This window comes from Chryseobacterium elymi, assembly GCF_003385495.1.
Lineage (GTDB): Bacteria > Bacteroidota > Bacteroidia > Flavobacteriales > Weeksellaceae > Chryseobacterium > Chryseobacterium elymi.
Genome location: NZ_QNUH01000028.1, coordinates 1 through 17,976, shown reverse-complemented (window position 1 = coordinate 17,976; position 17,976 = coordinate 1). Strand labels below are relative to the sequence as shown.

Genomic DNA, 17,976 nt, shown 5'->3' with positions numbered 1-17,976 from the left:
GACCAATGGAAAATTTTATCGTATCTGCAAGAAAATACCGCCCCCAGCAGTTTGACACTGTAGTAGGGCAATCCCATATTACAGATACTTTAGAACATGCCATTGGAGAAAATCAGTTGGCTCAGGCCTTACTTTTCTGCGGTCCGAGGGGTGTGGGCAAAACCACATGTGCCAGAATTCTGGCCAGAAAGATTAATGAAAAGGATGGTTCAGTTTCAGAAGATGGCTTCGCGTATAACATCTATGAATTAGATGCGGCATCCAACAATTCTGTGGATGATATCAGGGAACTGATAGACCAGGTCCGCTTTGCGCCTCAGGTAGGTAAATATAAAGTCTATATTATCGATGAGGTGCATATGCTGTCTTCTGCAGCTTTTAATGCCTTCCTTAAAACTCTTGAAGAACCACCCGCACACGCTATTTTTATTTTGGCGACCACAGAAAAGCACAAAATAATTCCTACCATTTTGTCGCGTTGCCAGATCTACGACTTCAAGAGAATTACCATTGAAGATATTCAGGGACATCTAAGAAACATCGCTCAAAAGGAAAATATCCAATATGAAGATGATGCTCTGTATCTCATTGCCCAAAAAGCCGATGGTGCCTTAAGAGATGCGCTTTCTATCTTCGACAGGCTTTCCACATTTTCCCAGAAGAACATCACACTGGCCAAAGCTGCCGAAGTACTCAATATCCTTGATTATGATCAGTACCTCAATATAGTGGACCTGGCCAAGGAAAACAAAATTCCCGAAACACTTTTCGCTTTCAACGAAATTGTAAAAAAAGGTTTCGATCCCCATATATTCATTGCAGGGTTGGGAAACCACTTCAGAGATCTCATGATGGCTCAGAATGCCAGAACAATAGAACTTATTGAGGTCGGGGAGAGGACTAAGGTGAAATTCGTAGAGCAGAGCCAGAAATGGAATGCTCAGCAGCTCATCGACGCCGTCGAGATCTGCAACCACGCGGATATTAATTATAAAAACTCCAAAAACCCAAGACTTACAGTAGAAATTGCACTGATGCAGCTGTCTTCCCTGACAGCCAATTTAGGTGATACTAAAAAAAAAAGTTCTTAATCCTGGCTCCGTTTCTCAATGAGAAACAGGAAGTGAAGATCCCGGTAAAAGCTCCAGAGCAAAAAGAACCTCTAGCAGAAAAACCGGCTCAACAACCTGAAACTGTTCAGGAAACCAGACTAAAAACAACCAAACCTTTATCAAAACAGGGTATTTCATCTGGCTTCAGTATTAACTCTTTCCTCAATAAAGAAGAAAAAGCAGAGAAAGAAGAAGCTGTAGCCGTAAAAACAGAACATCTTCCCCAAAACCATTTTACAGATACAGATCTGCAGATGGAATGGAACCTCATGCTCAAACAGCTTCAGAAAAGAAACAGCTTTATTTTTAACGCTGTAAAAACATTCAAGCTGATCAAGGCAGGGGAAAATACCATCAAAGTTCTATATCCATCCGATTCTGCCAAAGTTGAATTCGATAAGATTGCAGGAGAATTTTTCAACCATTTCAAAACCAAGGTGCACAACCATGCTATTGAAATAGATTACCAGCGGGATTTTGACAGTCTCAAAATTGAAGTGGTGACCAAAAGAAAAATTTTCGAAAAATTTATCGAAAAAAATCCACTCTTAAAAGACCTTGATGATTTAATGAAATTTGATTTGACATAAATTTTGTATTTATCGCAGTTTTTTTTTGTTAGATTGAGTTTTTTTATATCTTTGTCAAAGATTTTTGTAAAAAATAAGTTTTTGACAAAAACAAATCAGATTTAAAAAACTAGACAACAGAAGCTTCAGACCCAAAGTGGAAAAATTACTCATCCCATATCTGTCTCATTTTGTACCCGCTAATTTCTTTAGCGGTTATTTTAGTTTTTCTGCTTTCTATTATAGAAATTTCAGAACGTATTATCGATTTTACTGGTATTACTAACTGAATTTCTTTCCAAAAAATACAGGAGGATTAAAGTCCTTTTATTTTCCTGATTCCTTTAAAAAACTTTGAACGGCATTTTTTGAAAAGAATTATAAAAATAAATTTTATAATCAAAGGACTATTGCTGTTAATTCAAGAAAAATAAAAACAATAAATTTAAAATATGAATTTAAAAGATGTAAAAAACGAGTGGATCAACGAGCTTTCGCAGCCATTAATGATCGCGGGACCATGCAGTGCAGAAAGTGAAGCTCAGATGCTTGAAACTGCTAGAAGGATAAGAGAAACCAATGCTCAGGTGCCAATTTTCCGTGCAGGAATCTGGAAACCGCGTACCAAGCCGAACGGTTTTGAAGGAGTAGGAGTTATCGGTCTCAACTGGCTGAAAAAAGTAAAAGAAGAATACGGATTCAAGACCGCAACAGAAGTAGCCAACGCACACCACGTATTTGCAGCTTTAGAAGCGGATGTTGATGTTCTTTGGATTGGCGCACGTTCTACGGTAAATCCTTTTACCGTTCAGGAGATTGCAATGGCTTTAAGAGGAACTGATAAGCCCGTATTTGTTAAAAATCCTGTAAACCCGGATCTTGCTTTATGGATCGGTGCGTTAGAAAGACTTTTAGGACAGGATATTAAAAATCTTGGAGTGATTCACAGAGGATTTTCCACCTACCAGAAAACAAAATACAGAAATAATCCGAACTGGCAGATTGCTCTTGATTTTAAAAGCCAGTTCCCGAATATTCCAATGCTGATTGATCCTTCCCACATTTGCGGAAACAGAACAGGCCTTGCAGATATTACGCAGGAAGCATTCAACGTAGGATACCAGGGAGCAATTATTGAAACCCACAGCAATCCGGATGAAGCGTGGAGTGATGCTTCACAGCAGATCACTCCTGAAGTACTGGCAGAGCTGATCGGAAACTTAAAAGTAAGAAATTCAGGCATTGCAGGCTTCGATAATGAGATGGGAAGACACAGAACGTTGATCTCTGACCTCGACTTTCAGCTAATCGAGCTTCTTTCCCAAAGAATGAAGATCTCCGAAAAGATAGGTAAACTTAAAAAGGAAAATGATATTGCGATCTTCCAGCCTGAAAGATGGAAAGTGATTACAGAATATGCTACACAAAAGGCTAGGGAAACCGGCATGTCTCAGGAATTTATTGAGAAAGTTTTCAAAGCGATACACGAAGAATCTATTGAAGTACAAAATAGTATCATGATTGATCGATAATAGGATAGTTTAGAATTTGTGATTAGGGATTAGGAATCTGGCTGGAGAGACTTTTCTAGAGTCTTTTACACATATAGATAATAAGGCTTGAAATTTCATGATCAGAGGAGAATTATTTGATATGTTTTCAACTATATCCTGAACCCTAATCCCTAATTCCTTATATTTGTATCCAATTATCATATGAAAGGAAAAATCATTAAATCTACAGGCAGCTGGTACCAGGTTATGGAATTCGAAACAGACAAAATTTTCGAAGCCAGAATCCGCGGCAAATTTAAATTGATCAAGACCAGGCTCACCAACCCACTTGCTGTAGGAGATTTTGTAGAATTTCAGTTAGAACAGGACGACATCGCTTGGATCACCAAAATAGAGCCGCGTACCAATTACCTGATCAGAAAATCTGTTAACCTTTCAAAAGAGGCCCATATCATTGCTTCCAATATAGATCTGGCGTGTTTTATTTTTACTCTTAAGCATCCGGAAACTTCACTTGGATTCCTTGACCGCTTTTTGGCATGCTGTGAAGCCTACAATATTACTCCTTTGATCCTCTTCAATAAAATCGATGTTCTGAACGATGAGGAAATAGAGCTTGTAAAAGATATTGAATTTCTTTATCAGGAAATAGGTTATGATACTTTGGAAATTTCATCCTATTCCAAACTCAATTTTGATCAGCTTCAGGAACTTCTCAAAGATAAAACTTCCGTATTTTTCGGGCATTCAGGATGCGGAAAATCCACGCTGGTTAATGCATTACAGCCCGGATTAAATTTAAAAACTTCCGAAATTTCAGACTCTCACCTTAAAGGAAAGCATACCACAACATTTGCTCAGATGCATTTTTGGGATTTTGGTGGTAATGTTATCGATACCCCTGGTGTACGTGAGTTTGCTATGATCGATATCGAAAAAGAAGAAGTACAACATTATTTTCCTGAGATCTTCAAAAAAAGGGAAGAATGTAAATTTCATAACTGTCTTCATATTAACGAACCGAAATGTGCTGTTCTTGTCTCCCTGGAGACCGGAGAAATTCAATATTCTCGCTATGCCAACTATGTAAAGCTCATGGAAGAGGCTGAAGAAACTTCCCAGAAATAGAAATATTTTCAGATATACTTCCGATTTAGTTTTATCATATCATATTTTGATCAAAAGCATGTTTGAAACTAATCAGATAATATGCTTAATTATTCAGACCAAAAATTGATTCCGTTTTTGTAATCCTGACCTTTGCAGCATAAGGTAACTTTTTCGTTAATCCGAATAATGTACTTTGAAGTAATTTAAGCATTATAATAAATTTGCAGTTTCCAATTATCTAAAAAGATTATTTTTTCGAATAATATTTCCTTGAAATAAAAAAACACTTCCGCTTTTAAGATAACTCTACTTTTTGTCTTAATTTTTTTGCCAAATATGACTATTTTGAAGAATTTAAATTTTCTTTCAAAAAACAGTTATAAAAAATATCAAAAAATTAATTTTATTTCATTGATTGAGATTGAAGCAATAATATATTAATATGATTTTAATTGGTTTTTCAGATTGTTAAATTCGCAATATAAATTTGATTTTCTTGCAAATAAAAAACCCAGCCGAAGCTGGGTAAAAACTAATAACCATGAAAACTCAAATTAAACATGAGAATCGTAATAGAATTAACAATTACTGTGCCAAAACTTTTTCTCCATTTCTTAATAAAAGTTATTTTTATGTTAAAAAAAAATTAAAATAAAAGTCAAAGATATTTTTTGTAATTTTGCGGCATTAAAAAAATATACATTTATGTCTAACATTACATTCACTATGATTAAGCCTGATGCAGTAGCAGACGGACATATCGGTGCTATATTAGGTAAGATCGCTGAAGGAGGTTTTAAGATCAAAGCATTAAAATTAACTCAACTTACGGTTGCTGATGCTAAAAAATTCTATGAAGTACACGCTGAAAGACCATTTTATGGTGAGTTGGTAGAATTCATGAGTTCAGGTCCTATCGTGGCTGCAGTTTTGGAAAAAGACAATGCAGTAGAAGACTTCAGAACATTAATCGGTTCTACAAACCCTGCTGATGCAGCAGAAGGTACAATCAGAAAAATGTTTGCAAGAAGCATCGGTGAAAATGCAGTTCACGGTTCAGATTCTGACGAGAACGCTCTTATCGAAGCTCAATTCCATTTTTCAGGAAGAGAAATTTTCTAAGAAAATCAACCTCAAAAATATAAAACCAGAGAATTTTCTCTGGTTTTTTTATGCCATAATGTCCTGAAATAGTGTTTTGTAAAGTGTTCAATACCTTTTTAAGATGCAATAATAGAGAATATCTAATCTTTTCAGAAAGTAAATTCAAACTTTCATGCAAGAGTAAATGAGGAAAGTTTAATGTAAATTTGGAAATGATCTTTAATAAATTGTTGTATTTTTAGCATTATCATAAATGGAATACTTATTGTAAATTCCTTGAAAAGAAATGTTATGAAAATTCCAGCATTAGTAATGGCCAGCTTATTGGCAGTAAGTGTATCAGGACAGACGACAAAGCCTGTTAAGAAAGCGAAAAAGCCGGTAAGTAAAATTAAAAAATCAGAATCTCCGAAACCTATAAAAACTGCCGAAACCAAGCTTGTTCAGAAAAAAGATACTATTCTCAGAGGCGGTGGCTATTGTCCGGCCTGTGGGATGGGATAAGATATGGGAAAGCCGCTGTTAGGATTATCCATGATGCCGGAAGCAGATTTTGTTTCCGCCATACTTCCTATTCTGCAAAATAATTCTGTGGATGTATTGGAATGGTCTTTCGATACATTCTATGATGCACAGGAACCGGAATGGCTTTCCGGACTTTTGGATTTTTATTCAGAACATAACAGGCTGCTTGGCCACGGTGTTTATTATTCTCTTTTTGATGCTAGATGGACTGAAAGACAGGAAGGTTGGCTTAAAAAATTAAAAGAAGAATTCAGGCACAGAAAATATAATCATATTACCGAGCACTTCGGATTTATGAATACCGAAAATTTTCATCAGGGTGTTCCTTTGCCTGTTCCGCTTCATTTTAAAACGCTTCAGATTGGAAAAGACAGGCTCAAGAGGCTTCAGGATGCTGTAGAAATCCCTGTCGGAGTAGAAAATCTTGCTTTTTCGTTTTCTATAGATGATGTGAAAGAGCAGGGCGAATTTCTTGACAAGCTCCTGGAAGATATTGACGGGTTTCTTATTCTTGATCTTCATAATATCTACTGCCAGTCTTGGAATTTTGACATCAGTATGCAGGAAATCATCAGACTGTATCCGCTGGAAAAAGTGAAAGAAATTCACCTTTCAGGTGGAAGCTGGCAGGAGAGTGCTTACGGAAAAAAACCGGTAAGAAGAGATACTCATGATGGTAGCATTCCTGAGGAAATACTGAATGTACTTCCGGAAGTTTTACCCCAATGCCATAATCTGGAATATATCATTATTGAAAGACTTGGGCATACATTAAATACAGGTTCAAAGAAAGAAGCTTTTTTTCATGATTTTAACCGTGTAAAAGAAATTACTCAGGTTTCAGATTCTCATACAAAAAATCAAAAGGTTTGGCATAAAAAGAACGGAGAATGTGTAGAGCCTGTTGAAGATTTGCTGCTGTATGAGGAACAGACAAAGCTGACCAGAATGCTGTTTGATGGAACCGACATCCAATCTGTTAAAGACCACGGTTTTCATTATTTCAAACCTGAAAACTGGGATGAAGAAATGATCACAACTGCACAGCAGATCATCAAAAAATGGAATCCTTATTAGTTTTTTTTGCGATACATCACAAATTAAAATATATGAAAATGATAACGGTATTTTTACTAATTACGGCCGTGCTGACAGCTCTGATCGCCGGGCTTTTCTATGCCTATTCATGCTCTGTGGTTCCGGGATTGGGAAAACTTTCTGATACGGAATATTTAAAGTCTATGCAGAGTATCAACCGCGAAATTCTTAATCCTGTGTTTTTTATGAGTTTTATGGGAACTGCTGTGTTGCTTCCGGTAACTACTTTTCTGTTCAGGGGAGAGCATCCTGGGTTTCTTTTTCTATTGCTGGCATCAGTTGCTTATCTCATAGGTGTTTTTGGAGTGACGGTTGTTGGAAATGTCCCTTTGAATGATATGCTGGATAGGTTTGATATCAGTAATTCAACAACAGAAGCGGTTAAACAGATGCGGGAAAGTTTTGAGAACAGATGGAATCTTTTAAATAACATCAGGACTGTATTTTCGGTAATAAGCATTGCTCTGGTCATCTGCGCATGTATCTGGAACAGGCAATTGCCCTCATAATTTGTCCTATTACGTATAGATACCTAATGATAAATTCAGTATTTATACGGATGCATCATATGTGATTTTATTTGCAAATTTACATCAGCAATAGCACAAGGAATTTTAAGCATTTAAAGTCTTACAAAAAAACTAATAACCACAAAAGCTCAAATTCCACAAGAAGAAAGGTAGTCTCCCAAGGGCTGCCTTTTGTTTTTTAGGCTGTGTTACAAAAATGGGATAATAGTTCATTTAAAAGAGTGTTTTTACTCAATGTAAAAGGAAAGATCAGGCTTAAAGAAGAAAGGCAGCCGATAAGGCTGCCTTTTATATGAGGTAAGTCTGAAGAGGATCAGATCTTCAGTAATTCGATCGTTCTTTCAGGACTTTCTGCAGAGAAAACTGCATTTCCTGCCACAAGAACATCCGCTCCAGCTTCAAAAAGCTTTGATGCATTATCAAGATTAACCCCGCCATCAATTTCGATAAGCGCGGTGGAGTTATTGCTCAGGATAAGATCTTTAGTCTCTGCAATCTTTTTGTATGTATTTTCAATAAATTTCTGACCTCCAAATCCAGGGTTTACACTCATTAAAAGAACAAGATCCACATCAGCAATGATATCTTCAAGCATCAGTACAGGAGTGGAAGGGTTGAGAACAACTCCTGCTTTTGCCCCTCTGCTCTGGATATGGTGAATCGTTCTGTGAAGATGTGTGCATGCCTCATAATGTATAGAAATAAGGTCTGCACCATGATTGATGAATTCATCCACATATTTTTCAGGTTCTACGATCATCAAATGGACATCCACAAACTTTTTGGCATGCTGCTGTACCGTTTTCATTACAGGAAAACCAAATGAAATGTTGGGAACAAATCTTCCGTCCATCACATCGATGTGGAACCAGTCTGCCTGGGAATTGTTCAGCATTTCAATGTCTCTTTGCAGGTTCCCGAAGTCTGCGGATAAAAGGGAAGGAGCAATAAGCTTCGTTTTCATTTTTACTTTTTATACTTTTACTTAGATTTCAATCTTTTAAAATGGGTTAACAAACAAAAAATAGTATAGAAAGATAATTCCAAATACAATTGTTTCTATGATTGTTAATTTGATATAGTTAATTTTAATAACTAATAACCTATCAATTATAAATAATCCTAAAGGCACGATACTGAAAATCAATGATATTTCAAGAATCATATTATATGCTGAGCCTGTTTTGGGAGGGTCAAATATTTTATATACAATTAAAAAAACTATATAAATAAAAAAAAGAGCAGTTAAAATTGATATAAAAGTGGGCTTTCGGATTAAATTATAAAGGATATTCTTCATTTTAATGATACTTCAGCTTCATTTCCGGCTTGATCTTTAAAAGGGTTTCATAGATCAGCTGGATTACGTTGCCTACATCTTCTTTAGACACCATTTCTACCGTTGTATGCATGTAGCGCAAAGGTAGGGAAATTAATGCACTTGGTACTCCGCCGTTAGAATGTGCAAAAGCATCGGTATCTGTTCCGGTTGCTCTGCTTGCAGCAGCTCTCTGGAAAGGAATTTTTTTAGCTTTTGCCGTATCAATGATCAGTTCTCTGATGGTATGGTGAATGCTTGGGGCAAAGAAGATCACAGGTCCGTCACCACATTTCTGATCGCCTTCTTTTTTCTTTTCGATCATAGGAGTGGTAGTATCATGGGTAACATCTGTTACGATGGCGATATTGGGTTTAATGGTGTCAGCGATCATATCTGCCCCATAAAGTCCTACTTCTTCCTGTACAGAATTCGTAATATACAGCCCGAATGGAATTGCTTTTTTGTTCTCTTTTAAAAGCCTTGCTACTTCCGCGATCATGAAACCTCCGATTCTGTTGTCTAATGCTCTGCAGACAAAATATCGGTCGTTCATTTCAAAAAACTCGTCCGGGTAAGTGATCATACAGCCTACATAAATTCCCATTTCCTCAACTTCTTTTTTGGAAATAGCCCCACAGTCGATGAAAATATTCTCAATTTTCGGGGTTGGCTCGTTCTGGTTGCTTCTTGTATGGATTGCAGGCCAGCCGAATACGCCTTTTACAATTCCTTTTTCACCGTGAATATGGACAACTTTTGATGGCGCTATTGTTTGATCTGAGCCTCCGTTTCTGATCACATAGATCAATCCTTCATCCGTAATGTAATTAACGTACCATGAGATCTCGTCAGCATGAGCTTCAATCACTACTTTAAATTCAGCATCGGGATTGATTATCCCATAGCACGTTCCATAATGATCCACTTCTATTTTATCTACATACGGTCTAATGTAGTCCATCCAGATTTCCTGGCCTCTGTGTTCGTAACCTGTTGGGGAAGAAGTGTTTAGGTATTTTTCTAAAAATTTCAAAGATTTCTTTTCAAACTTCATAAAAGGGAATGATTTTTGCGGGTAATTTTTGTTATTATAAGTGTAAAAATAATGAATTTTAGTAATATTGTCTGTCTTTTTATCTTCTTTTTCGGAGTCAGTGTTTTTGGTCAGAAGGATTCTATTGTTGCAAAACCCCTCAACCAATATCCCGCTGAATCATTAAAAACTGATGAGTTCGGTAATAAGTACTACTATGACGAACGTCAAAAGGTAAAGATTTATGAAATTAACGGTGAGCCTGTGGTGGTGCTGGATGAGCTGGTTCTGGTCAATAAGCCGCGGTTTAATAATCAGCTGGATAAAAATTACTATTATTTCCTTAATAAAAAGCTGAACAGGGTTTATCCTTTATTTGTCACTGCACTTGAGCAGTATAGAGGCATTCAGGCGGATATGACAGATATGGATAGCAAAGCCAAGAGGAAATTTATAAGAGAAAGGCAGAATATACTTGCAGATCAATATGAAAAACAGCTGAGAGATCTTACCACAACAGAAGGCCAGGTTTTTGCCAAGCTGATGAACAGAGCAACGGGAAAAAACGTTTACGAGATTATTAAAGAGATGAGAGGTGGATGGAGCGCTTTCTGGTGGAATGTAAAAGGTAAGATGGCAGATATAGATCTGAAAGACCAATACAATCCACATAAAAACAGAACAGATGAATTTGTGGAATCCCTTCTTCAATCTAACTGGAATTCCGGTTATTTACAGCCTTATCCCGGTGCATCCGATTTTAAGGTTAGAAAATAAGAACCGGTTTAAGCTTCTTAAAATATAAATCTGAACAGACTTTAAATATAAAATTCCTGTAAATTATTTACAGGAATTTTTCTTTTAATTTATTGAATACAATTTGATCTATCGGAAGCGGGAAGGGATTATCCGGTCTGTCGATATCGATCCACTCTGTTTTCTCGATGCATGGATCAAGGATCAGGAAATCTTCCTCTGTTGTAATATTGACTATATAATATATGGTAAGAAGCTGTTCATTTTCTCTGAAACGCGAAACCAGAAAATCTTCCTGGGTGTAAAAATGTTCCACAACTTCAATTTTTACATTCAGCTCTTCATCAAATTCACGGTGAAGACATTCTATAAGTCCTTCGCCAAATTCCAGGCCTCCTCCCGGAAATTTCATTAATTGTTCACCGGCATATTCTTCAAACAGGGTCAGTACTTTTTTATTCTTTACTGCACACGCATACACCCTAATGTTGATCTTATCAATCATATATAATATTTTGTCTAGCTAAAATAAGGAAATATGTGGAAAGGGCCAATAAACCCATTTGCAAATTAGTCTTTTATAGTCTCCTTTTTCAGCTTTCAGGATTTTATACTCCCTTACATTTTTACGGCATTGATCATCTCTCTTTTCCCCGGGGGTCCCTGCTTTTTTTCCACCTTAAAATTCAGCTCCTGAAGAATCCTTCTTACGCTTCCTTTAGAAGAGTAGGTTGTTAATAAACCGTTAACAGACATTTTGTCGGAAACCATTTCAAACAGCGGCTTTTCCCACAGATCCGGCTGTACTCTTGCGCCAAAGCAATCATAATAAACAAGATTGATTTTAGGTAAGTCTATGTCTTTCAGGTCAAAAAAGTCGCATTCAATCTTTTTCAGGTTAAAACCTTTAATGATTTCAGACGGTTTTTCCCATTCTGCCTGATGAATTTTTTGATAAATATTTTTGAATTCCGGGTTATCAAAATGCTCAAAATAGGCAAGGTCATTCATTTCGGATTCATTTATGGGATATTTTTCAAGAGAAAAATAATTGATGACATGATTTTTGTCAGTTTTTAAATATTCATTAATTGTTACTAAAACATTCAAACCTGTTCCAAAACCGAGTTCTAAAATATTAATTTCGTAATCATTTAATTGATTTAGTCCGTTTTTAATAAACACATGTTCTGCTTCCTGAAGCGCTCCGTGATGAGAATGGTAGTTTTCATTTAAGTCATTGATAAACAGGGTTTTACTACCATCATTGGTGGTCTTAATTTCTCTTTTCAAGCTATTTTTTTGTCAAATTTACTCTAAAATTTTTATATTTAGAAAATTATGTTAAATTTGTAGAACATCGTAAAAATTTTAAAAAATGATAATTCAAAAAACTGAAAACTCCAGACTTTCGGACTTTGATCCGAATAATTTTTCATTTGGAAATACTTTTATCGACCATATGGTTATATGTGAGTATGAAAATGGAAAATGGGGTGATGTGAAATTGGTTCCTTATGGTCCAATACCATTTACGCCAGCTATGATGGGTGTAAACTATGGACAAGCCTGTTTTGAAGGTATGAAAGCTTATAAAGACAAAGACGGGCAGGTTTTCCTTTTCAGGCCGGAAAAGAATTTTGAACGTATCAATAAATCAGCAAAACGCCTGGCAATGCCTGAAGTGACTGAAGAAATGTTTTTAGACGGATTGAAAGCATTAGTAGATATCGACAGAAACTGGATTCCACAGGGAGAAGGAATGTCATTATATATCAGACCATTGATTTTTGCAACAGAGGAAGCCCTGAAAGCAAGAGTTTCTAATAAATATATGTTTGCAATCGTTGCGACGCCAGCAAAAAGCTATTATTCAGAACCGGTTTCTGTGAAAATTTCAGATCATTATTCAAGAGCAGCTAACGGAGGAGTGGGTTCTGCTAAAGCAGCAGGGAATTATGCAGCTTCTTTCTATCCTACACAGCTTGCTATTGAAGAAGGCTATGAGCAGATCATATGGACTGATGATGCCACTCACGAATACTTTGAAGAAAGTGGAACAATGAATGTATTTGTAAGAATTAACGATACCATCTATACGCCGCCTACTTCTGAAAAAATCCTTGACGGGGTAACAAGAGACAGCTTTATCCAACTTGCCAAGAAAAGAGGAATCGAGGTGAAGATAGAGCCTGTTGCTGTAAAAACAGTTGTAGAAGCTCAAAAGAACGGAACGCTTAAAGAAGTTTGGGGAGTGGGAACAGCTGTTGTAACGACCGTATTCCAGGCTTTAGGCTATGAAGGCACAAAACTTGAACTTCCTAAATTGTCAGATGAAGAAAGTTTTGCAGCTATTCTTAAAAAGGACCTTACAGACCTTCAGAATAACCTTAGCGAAGATCCTTTCGGATGGAGAGTTATGGTTGAAAAAGACGTTCTGGAAACTGTTTAATTTCAATATTATTTGATTTATAATACAACCGGCAGAATAAATTTCTGCTGGTTTTTTTATTTTCTCGCCAATTATTGGTAATTTTTCACAAAATTTAGAATACTATGCAATTCGTAAAGTTCAAATTACCTCTTGGTCTGCTTTCTGTGATCAGTATTTTGGCTGTTTCCTCATGCAGTAAAGATGATGACGGAGAAATGTTGGTAAACGATGCAGCCACAATAACTGTAGAAAATATAATTGAAAGTAAAGCACTGACACAGTTCGGAACATTCAAGAATGCGGGATCGTCTCCTGTCATTAATCCCGGAGAATCAGCTTCTTTTACATTTTACGCAGGAAAAGGGCAGGCTGTAAGTTTCGCAGCTATGTACGGAAACAGTAATGACCTGTTTTTTGCTCCTGCCAATCCGGGAATCAAACTTTACCAGAATAACGGTGATCCGGTAACGGGAGATGTTTCTTCTCAGATACGGCTTTGGGATAACGGAACACGTAAAAATGAACCTACAGGTCCTGCTGTTAATCATCCGGGAGAAGCAGAAGATACCCCGCTGAATGTTACAGAAATTGCATTGGCAACACCTGCCTCACAATTGCTGAAAGCGGAACTGACTCATGAAGGAGGAACCAAGTTTACTTTGAAACTAAGCAATACTTCAGGCGGTACAGCCAATGAAACACCAATAAGCGCAGGAGTCTGGGCTGTCTCCCATATTTCAGGAACAGCACTTTTGAAAGATGATCCTATTTTTTCACCTGGAAAATTGTCAGCCAATGGTTTAACGGATCTTGCTGAATTGGGAAAAACAATCCCTCTTGAGCAATACCTTACGGGTATTACAGGACCTAATTCTGCGTTTTCACCGGTATTGGTCGTAGTCTACAGTGGTAATGACAATCCTATCTTTAAAACAGGGGAGAATGACCGTGGAGAAGGTTTGAAGGAACTTTCTCAAGAGGGCAATGCTGATGTTTTGGCAACTTTCCTTAAAGCCAAGCCGGGAATAAAAGAAGTATTCGTCCTTAAAGATCCGGCCACAGGCGTTTTACAACCTAGAATAAACGGAAATAACGGCGGTAAGGCTTCACAGGTAATATCTACACGTAAAGGAGACCGTATTGCACTGGCAACAATGTACGGACAATCCAATGACTGGTTTATTGCGGCTATGAATAACGGGGTAGACGGCTCAACGCGCGGCGATATCTCTTCGATCATTGGGCTTTTTGACAGTGGAACTTTACAGAGCTCTTTTCCAGGTGCCCACATAGGGTCGGAGCCGGCTGAGGCTGAAAGCCAGCCGGTACAGCAGCTTGCCAACCCGAACCAGTTCAATACACTTCCGTCACTTCCACAGATGATTAAGGTGACTATTCAATAATATTTGAATATTAAATACATGATCACCTCTTTTCGGGGTGATTTTTTGTTTTAAATACCCATCTATTTAACCCCAAAAGTCACAAAAGTTTTTTTAATTATAAAAGTCTTACCATCCCGAAAACAATAAGATCACATAAGCAGAAAATCAAAGATTTTCATCAGAACTTAAATGTACTTTTTTGCAGTTGTATTTTAAACTTTAAATACATTTAAGTGTTTCAAATCTTTTGTGACTTTTGGGGTTAAAATTTTTAAATCCTTGAATTTTTAATCTTTAAATCACCCATAATTCCATCCCCTGGAAATACTTCACCATTTTCTCCAAATTTTTTAAAGCCTATTGAACAATATTTCCCCGAAATGCGTATTTTCGCAAAAGTTTATGAAAAAATTACTCTTCATCTCAGTAATAAGTCTGCTAAGCTGTAACCGGAATGCACCCACGGCGCATCCTCCCGTAGGCGGAGTGTTGAGCCAGAAAGACCTGGATGTTTCCAAAGAAAGGATGAGAAACCTGAATACCATAGAGCGGGGCCAGATCCAGGATTGGATCAGTGGTCAGCGCATAAAGTATTATCCTACACAGCTTAATTACTGGGTGACTGTTGAAGGTTTTGATCAGAGAGAAAGAAGAGCGGATAATACACCCATCTCTTATTCTTATGATCTCTATGATTTTGATGAAACCAAAATCTATGATAAGCCTTTCGAAAGAAGAGATGCCAGATTCGGGCATTTTGATGAACTGAAAGCGGTAGAGAATGCTTTGCGTTTTATGCATGATGGAGAGGAAGTGACGCTTTTGGTACCTTCTTCACTGGCTTACGGAACCTTTGGAGACGAAAAGAATATAGACAATGATATACCATTAATCATAAAATTAAAAACGCTATAAATAATGAAATTGTTTAACAAGAATATAATTCTGGCAGCGGCAAGTATCTCGCTGATGAGTTGTACCCCAATCTATAAAAAAATGAACGTAGACAAAGAAACTTACGAAGGTCTTAACAACGGACTTTATGCAAATCTTCAGACTTCTAAAGGAAACCTGATCGTGCAGTTCGAAGACAAAAAAGCACCGGTAACTGTAGCCAATTTTATTGGACTTGCAGAAGGGAAAATAGACAACAAAGCTAAGGCGAAAGGAGTTCCTTATTATGACGGAACTATTTTCCACAGAGTGATTAAAGATTTCATGATCCAGGGAGGTGATCCTCAGGGAACAGGAATGGGAGATCCCGGATATAAATTCGAGGACGAGAAAAACGACCTTAAGCATACTGGAAAAGGAATCCTTTCTATGGCAAACTCAGGACCTAATACAAACGGTTCTCAGTTCTTCATTACTGAAGTAGCAACCCCTTGGTTGGACGGAAGACACACGATCTTCGGAAAAGTGGTAAAAGGTAATGACGTAATCGACGCAATCGCTAACGTAGAAAAAGGAGCTCAGGATAAGCCTAAAACAGACATCGTTTTAGAAAAAGTTTCTGTTTTCAGCAAAGGTGACGAATACAAAAACTACGACGCAGCAAAAACTTTCACAGAAGGTAAAGCTAAAATCGCAGAAAATAATAAAGCTTATATCGCTAAGGAAGAAGCTGACAGAAAGAAAAAAGAAGAGGAATTCAAAGCTAACCAGGAGAAAATGGTTGAAGACCTTAAAGCTGGAATGCAGAAAACTGAATCAGGATTATATTATAAGATCACTAAAACGGCAGCAGCTGGAAAAGCTCCTAAGGCTGGTGACAATGTATCTGTACACTATGCAGGCAAATTAATCGACGGTACAGAATTCGATTCTTCATTCAAAAGAAATGAGCCTATCGAAATTCCAATCGGAATGGGAAGAGTAATCAAGGGGTGGGATGAAGGTATCCTGTTGCTTAAAGAAGGTGAAGCTGCTACATTATTGATCCCGCCGGCAATGGCTTACGGAGAAAGAGGGGCAGGAGGCGTTATCCCGCCAAATGCTTGGCTGATCTTCGATGTTGAGCTTGTGAAAGTACAGTAATTGAAAATTTAAGATATTAAAAAACCGCCTCAATAATCCTGAGGCGGTTTTTAAGTTTTGTATTGACTAATTCGGTTTAAGATGTTCTCTTCATTGTTAGTTTTTCAGTGGTCTACAATTAGTTTTATGAGACAGCTTATTTTTACTTTTTGATGTAAATCGGGCTACGTTTTAGCAGATAGGTTAATGAATCTTTCCAGGAATCTTTGGTGGTAAAAAAAGGACTTCGGTTTTTGGTGTAAATCTTATTTCCTTTTTTATACATATCAAAATAGATATGATATTCATATTTCATGTTTTTATTCGTATTAGAGTAATCCGAAACTGTTGCTTTGTCTTTCTGTCCACTTTTTATGGTTGTGGAACCATAAGAGCTCTGATTCTCGGTTACTGTATAGGAAACCTTTGCGGCAACTATATTATCTACCCCTAAAATATTTTGGATATCTTCAATAGAAGTCTCGTCAATGTTTTTATAATCTATTCCTGCTTTTCTTAATAAACTGTTTGTAGTTCTAGGATCCTGAACGGTAAGAGGTGCTATATTTGATGATTTCTTAATGAGTTCATCATATACATCATTTTGAGCAAATTTTGAAAGCTCTTCTGATGTTACCAATGTTTCTGTATTGACAAAAGGGACAGGTAGAATAGCTATGGTATTAGGGGTAATTTCTATATTTGAAGGGTCGTGTTTAGACCCGGAAGTATTGGATACATCATTGTTTTCCTTGGCTTCTGTAAATGTTTGAGTTTTTCCATTAGCAAATTCTATACGACCAATATGAGAAGTATCCAAGGTATTGATCAAATCTTCATTGGGCATGGAATATTCTATGTTTTTCTCAGTTATTTTTTTCACGAAAGCTTCAATGATCACATAATCCTTTTTGATAATTCTGTCCGGCTTTCTTTCTTTTGTGATTTGTCCAAAGCTGATAGATGTTATCATTAGTAAAAGAATGACTAAAAGAGGTTTTATTTTTTTCATTATGAAATTATTTAATATTATTAATATATAGAGAGAGAATTTTATACCTGCCAACCAGACTACAAAATTTACCAAAGCTAATATAATTTTTCTGTATTTGCCAGAAACTATGTACATCATACATACATCATTTTAAAATTATTATAATTTTCTGTTTGATTTACAAATAGATATATGCTTTGTTTTCCAAAAGAGATATGACTGTATATCTGGAGAAGTATATGGTGAAATTCCGGAATCCAACCAATCACAAGAAGTGTATAATTATTTTCTGGTCGGGATCTTGTTGGATTTTGATAATATATATGGAATATTTATCCTGCAAAATTCTCTTTTTTTCGTGTAAAATTCCCACATTTTTTAATCTAAAGAATTCCTCGAGGCTCTGCCTCGGGGTGAAAAGAGGAAAAGTTTGAAAAACGGGTGGTTTTTCAAAAAAATAAAAAGATGTAGCTTT

General features: G+C 36.7%; 18 protein-coding genes. 13 read left to right on the top strand and 5 right to left on the bottom strand.

Annotated features, from left to right (window positions below):
* The first annotated feature begins 5 nt into the window (after nt 1-5).
* The 8 genes from dnaX (at nt 6) to chrI (ending at nt 7,541) form a co-directional block, all read left to right on the top strand.
* Nucleotides 6-1,091 carry a DNA polymerase III subunit gamma/tau gene (gene dnaX / locus DRF60_RS19515; RefSeq protein WP_111952930.1) on the top strand — a complete coding sequence of 362 codons (1,086 nt, stop codon included), beginning with the start codon at nt 6-8 and terminating at the stop codon, nt 1,089-1,091.
* A 32-nt stretch (nt 1,092-1,123) separates the two neighbouring features.
* The gene (locus DRF60_RS21670) at nt 1,124-1,702 is read left to right on the top strand and encodes a hypothetical protein (RefSeq protein WP_238640250.1); all 579 of its coding nucleotides are present in this window, start codon (nt 1,124-1,126) and stop codon (nt 1,700-1,702) included.
* 431 nt (nt 1,703-2,133) lie between these two features.
* Nucleotides 2,134-3,213, top strand: coding sequence for a chorismate mutase (locus DRF60_RS19505; RefSeq protein ID WP_116014718.1), 1,080 nt, complete (start codon nt 2,134-2,136; stop codon nt 3,211-3,213).
* 183 nt (nt 3,214-3,396) lie between these two features.
* Complete coding sequence (gene rsgA / locus DRF60_RS19500; RefSeq protein WP_116014715.1) at nt 3,397-4,323, top strand: ribosome small subunit-dependent GTPase A; 927 nt, start codon at nt 3,397-3,399, stop codon at nt 4,321-4,323.
* Between the two features lie 687 nt (nt 4,324-5,010).
* The gene (locus DRF60_RS19495; protein WP_034707297.1) at nt 5,011-5,427 is read left to right on the top strand and encodes a nucleoside-diphosphate kinase; all 417 of its coding nucleotides are present in this window, start codon (nt 5,011-5,013) and stop codon (nt 5,425-5,427) included.
* Between the two features lie 273 nt (nt 5,428-5,700).
* Nucleotides 5,701-5,913: an MNIO class RiPP chryseobasin precursor ChrA gene (chrA, locus tag DRF60_RS19490; protein WP_116014713.1), complete on the top strand. Its 213-nt coding sequence runs from the start codon at nt 5,701-5,703 to the stop codon at nt 5,911-5,913.
* A 3-nt stretch (nt 5,914-5,916) separates the two neighbouring features.
* Nucleotides 5,917-7,011: an MNIO family chryseobactin maturase gene (gene chrH / locus DRF60_RS19485; protein ID WP_116014710.1), complete on the top strand. Its 1,095-nt coding sequence runs from the start codon at nt 5,917-5,919 to the stop codon at nt 7,009-7,011.
* Nucleotides 7,012-7,043: 32 nt separating this feature from the next.
* On the top strand, nt 7,044-7,541 hold the full coding sequence (chrI, locus tag DRF60_RS19480; RefSeq protein ID WP_116014708.1) for a chryseobasin maturation helper ChrI: 498 nt from the start codon (nt 7,044-7,046) through the stop codon (nt 7,539-7,541).
* 334 nt (nt 7,542-7,875) lie between these two features.
* Here the strand turns inward: chrI and rpe are convergent, their stop codons facing one another.
* Nucleotides 7,876-8,526, bottom strand: coding sequence for a ribulose-phosphate 3-epimerase (rpe, locus tag DRF60_RS19475; protein WP_116014706.1), 651 nt, complete (start codon nt 8,524-8,526; stop codon nt 7,876-7,878).
* Nucleotides 8,527-8,863: 337 nt separating this feature from the next.
* Nucleotides 8,864-9,937, bottom strand: coding sequence for a chryseobasin maturation metalloprotease ChrP (gene chrP / locus DRF60_RS19470; protein WP_116014704.1), 1,074 nt, complete (start codon nt 9,935-9,937; stop codon nt 8,864-8,866).
* Between the two features lie 51 nt (nt 9,938-9,988).
* Here chrP and DRF60_RS19465 point away from each other — a divergent pair, with 51 nt between their 5' ends.
* Complete coding sequence (locus tag DRF60_RS19465) at nt 9,989-10,693, top strand: DUF4294 domain-containing protein (RefSeq protein ID WP_116014701.1); 705 nt, start codon at nt 9,989-9,991, stop codon at nt 10,691-10,693.
* Nucleotides 10,694-10,760: 67 nt separating this feature from the next.
* Here the strand turns inward: DRF60_RS19465 and DRF60_RS19460 are convergent, their stop codons facing one another.
* On the bottom strand, nt 10,761-11,177 hold the full coding sequence (locus DRF60_RS19460) for an NUDIX domain-containing protein (RefSeq protein WP_116014698.1): 417 nt from the start codon (nt 11,175-11,177) through the stop codon (nt 10,761-10,763).
* Nucleotides 11,178-11,290: 113 nt separating this feature from the next.
* Nucleotides 11,291-11,965 (bottom strand): tRNA (5-methylaminomethyl-2-thiouridine)(34)-methyltransferase MnmD, encoded by a 675-nt coding sequence (gene mnmD / locus DRF60_RS19455; protein ID WP_116014695.1) that lies wholly within the window; start codon nt 11,963-11,965, stop codon nt 11,291-11,293.
* An 85-nt stretch (nt 11,966-12,050) separates the two neighbouring features.
* Here mnmD and DRF60_RS19450 point away from each other — a divergent pair, with 85 nt between their 5' ends.
* The 4 genes from DRF60_RS19450 to DRF60_RS19435 all read left to right on the top strand — a co-directional run bounded on the left by DRF60_RS19450 (nt 12,051) and on the right by DRF60_RS19435 (nt 16,528).
* Nucleotides 12,051-13,124, top strand: a complete 1,074-nt coding sequence (locus tag DRF60_RS19450; RefSeq protein WP_116014692.1) for a branched-chain amino acid aminotransferase — start codon at nt 12,051-12,053, stop codon at nt 13,122-13,124.
* A 104-nt stretch (nt 13,125-13,228) separates the two neighbouring features.
* Complete coding sequence (locus tag DRF60_RS19445) at nt 13,229-14,509, top strand: spondin domain-containing protein (RefSeq protein WP_116014690.1); 1,281 nt, start codon at nt 13,229-13,231, stop codon at nt 14,507-14,509.
* A gap of 384 nt (nt 14,510-14,893) precedes the next feature.
* Nucleotides 14,894-15,406, top strand: coding sequence for an FKBP-type peptidyl-prolyl cis-trans isomerase (locus DRF60_RS19440; RefSeq protein ID WP_116014687.1), 513 nt, complete (start codon nt 14,894-14,896; stop codon nt 15,404-15,406).
* 81 nt (nt 15,407-15,487) lie between these two features.
* On the top strand, nt 15,488-16,528 hold the full coding sequence (locus DRF60_RS19435) for a peptidylprolyl isomerase (RefSeq protein ID WP_238640251.1): 1,041 nt from the start codon (nt 15,488-15,490) through the stop codon (nt 16,526-16,528).
* A gap of 142 nt (nt 16,529-16,670) precedes the next feature.
* Here DRF60_RS19435 and DRF60_RS19430 read toward each other — a convergent pair whose 3' ends face one another.
* On the bottom strand, nt 16,671-17,519 hold the full coding sequence (locus DRF60_RS19430) for a hypothetical protein (RefSeq protein ID WP_116014684.1): 849 nt from the start codon (nt 17,517-17,519) through the stop codon (nt 16,671-16,673).
* Nucleotides 17,520-17,976 lie beyond the last annotated feature (457 nt).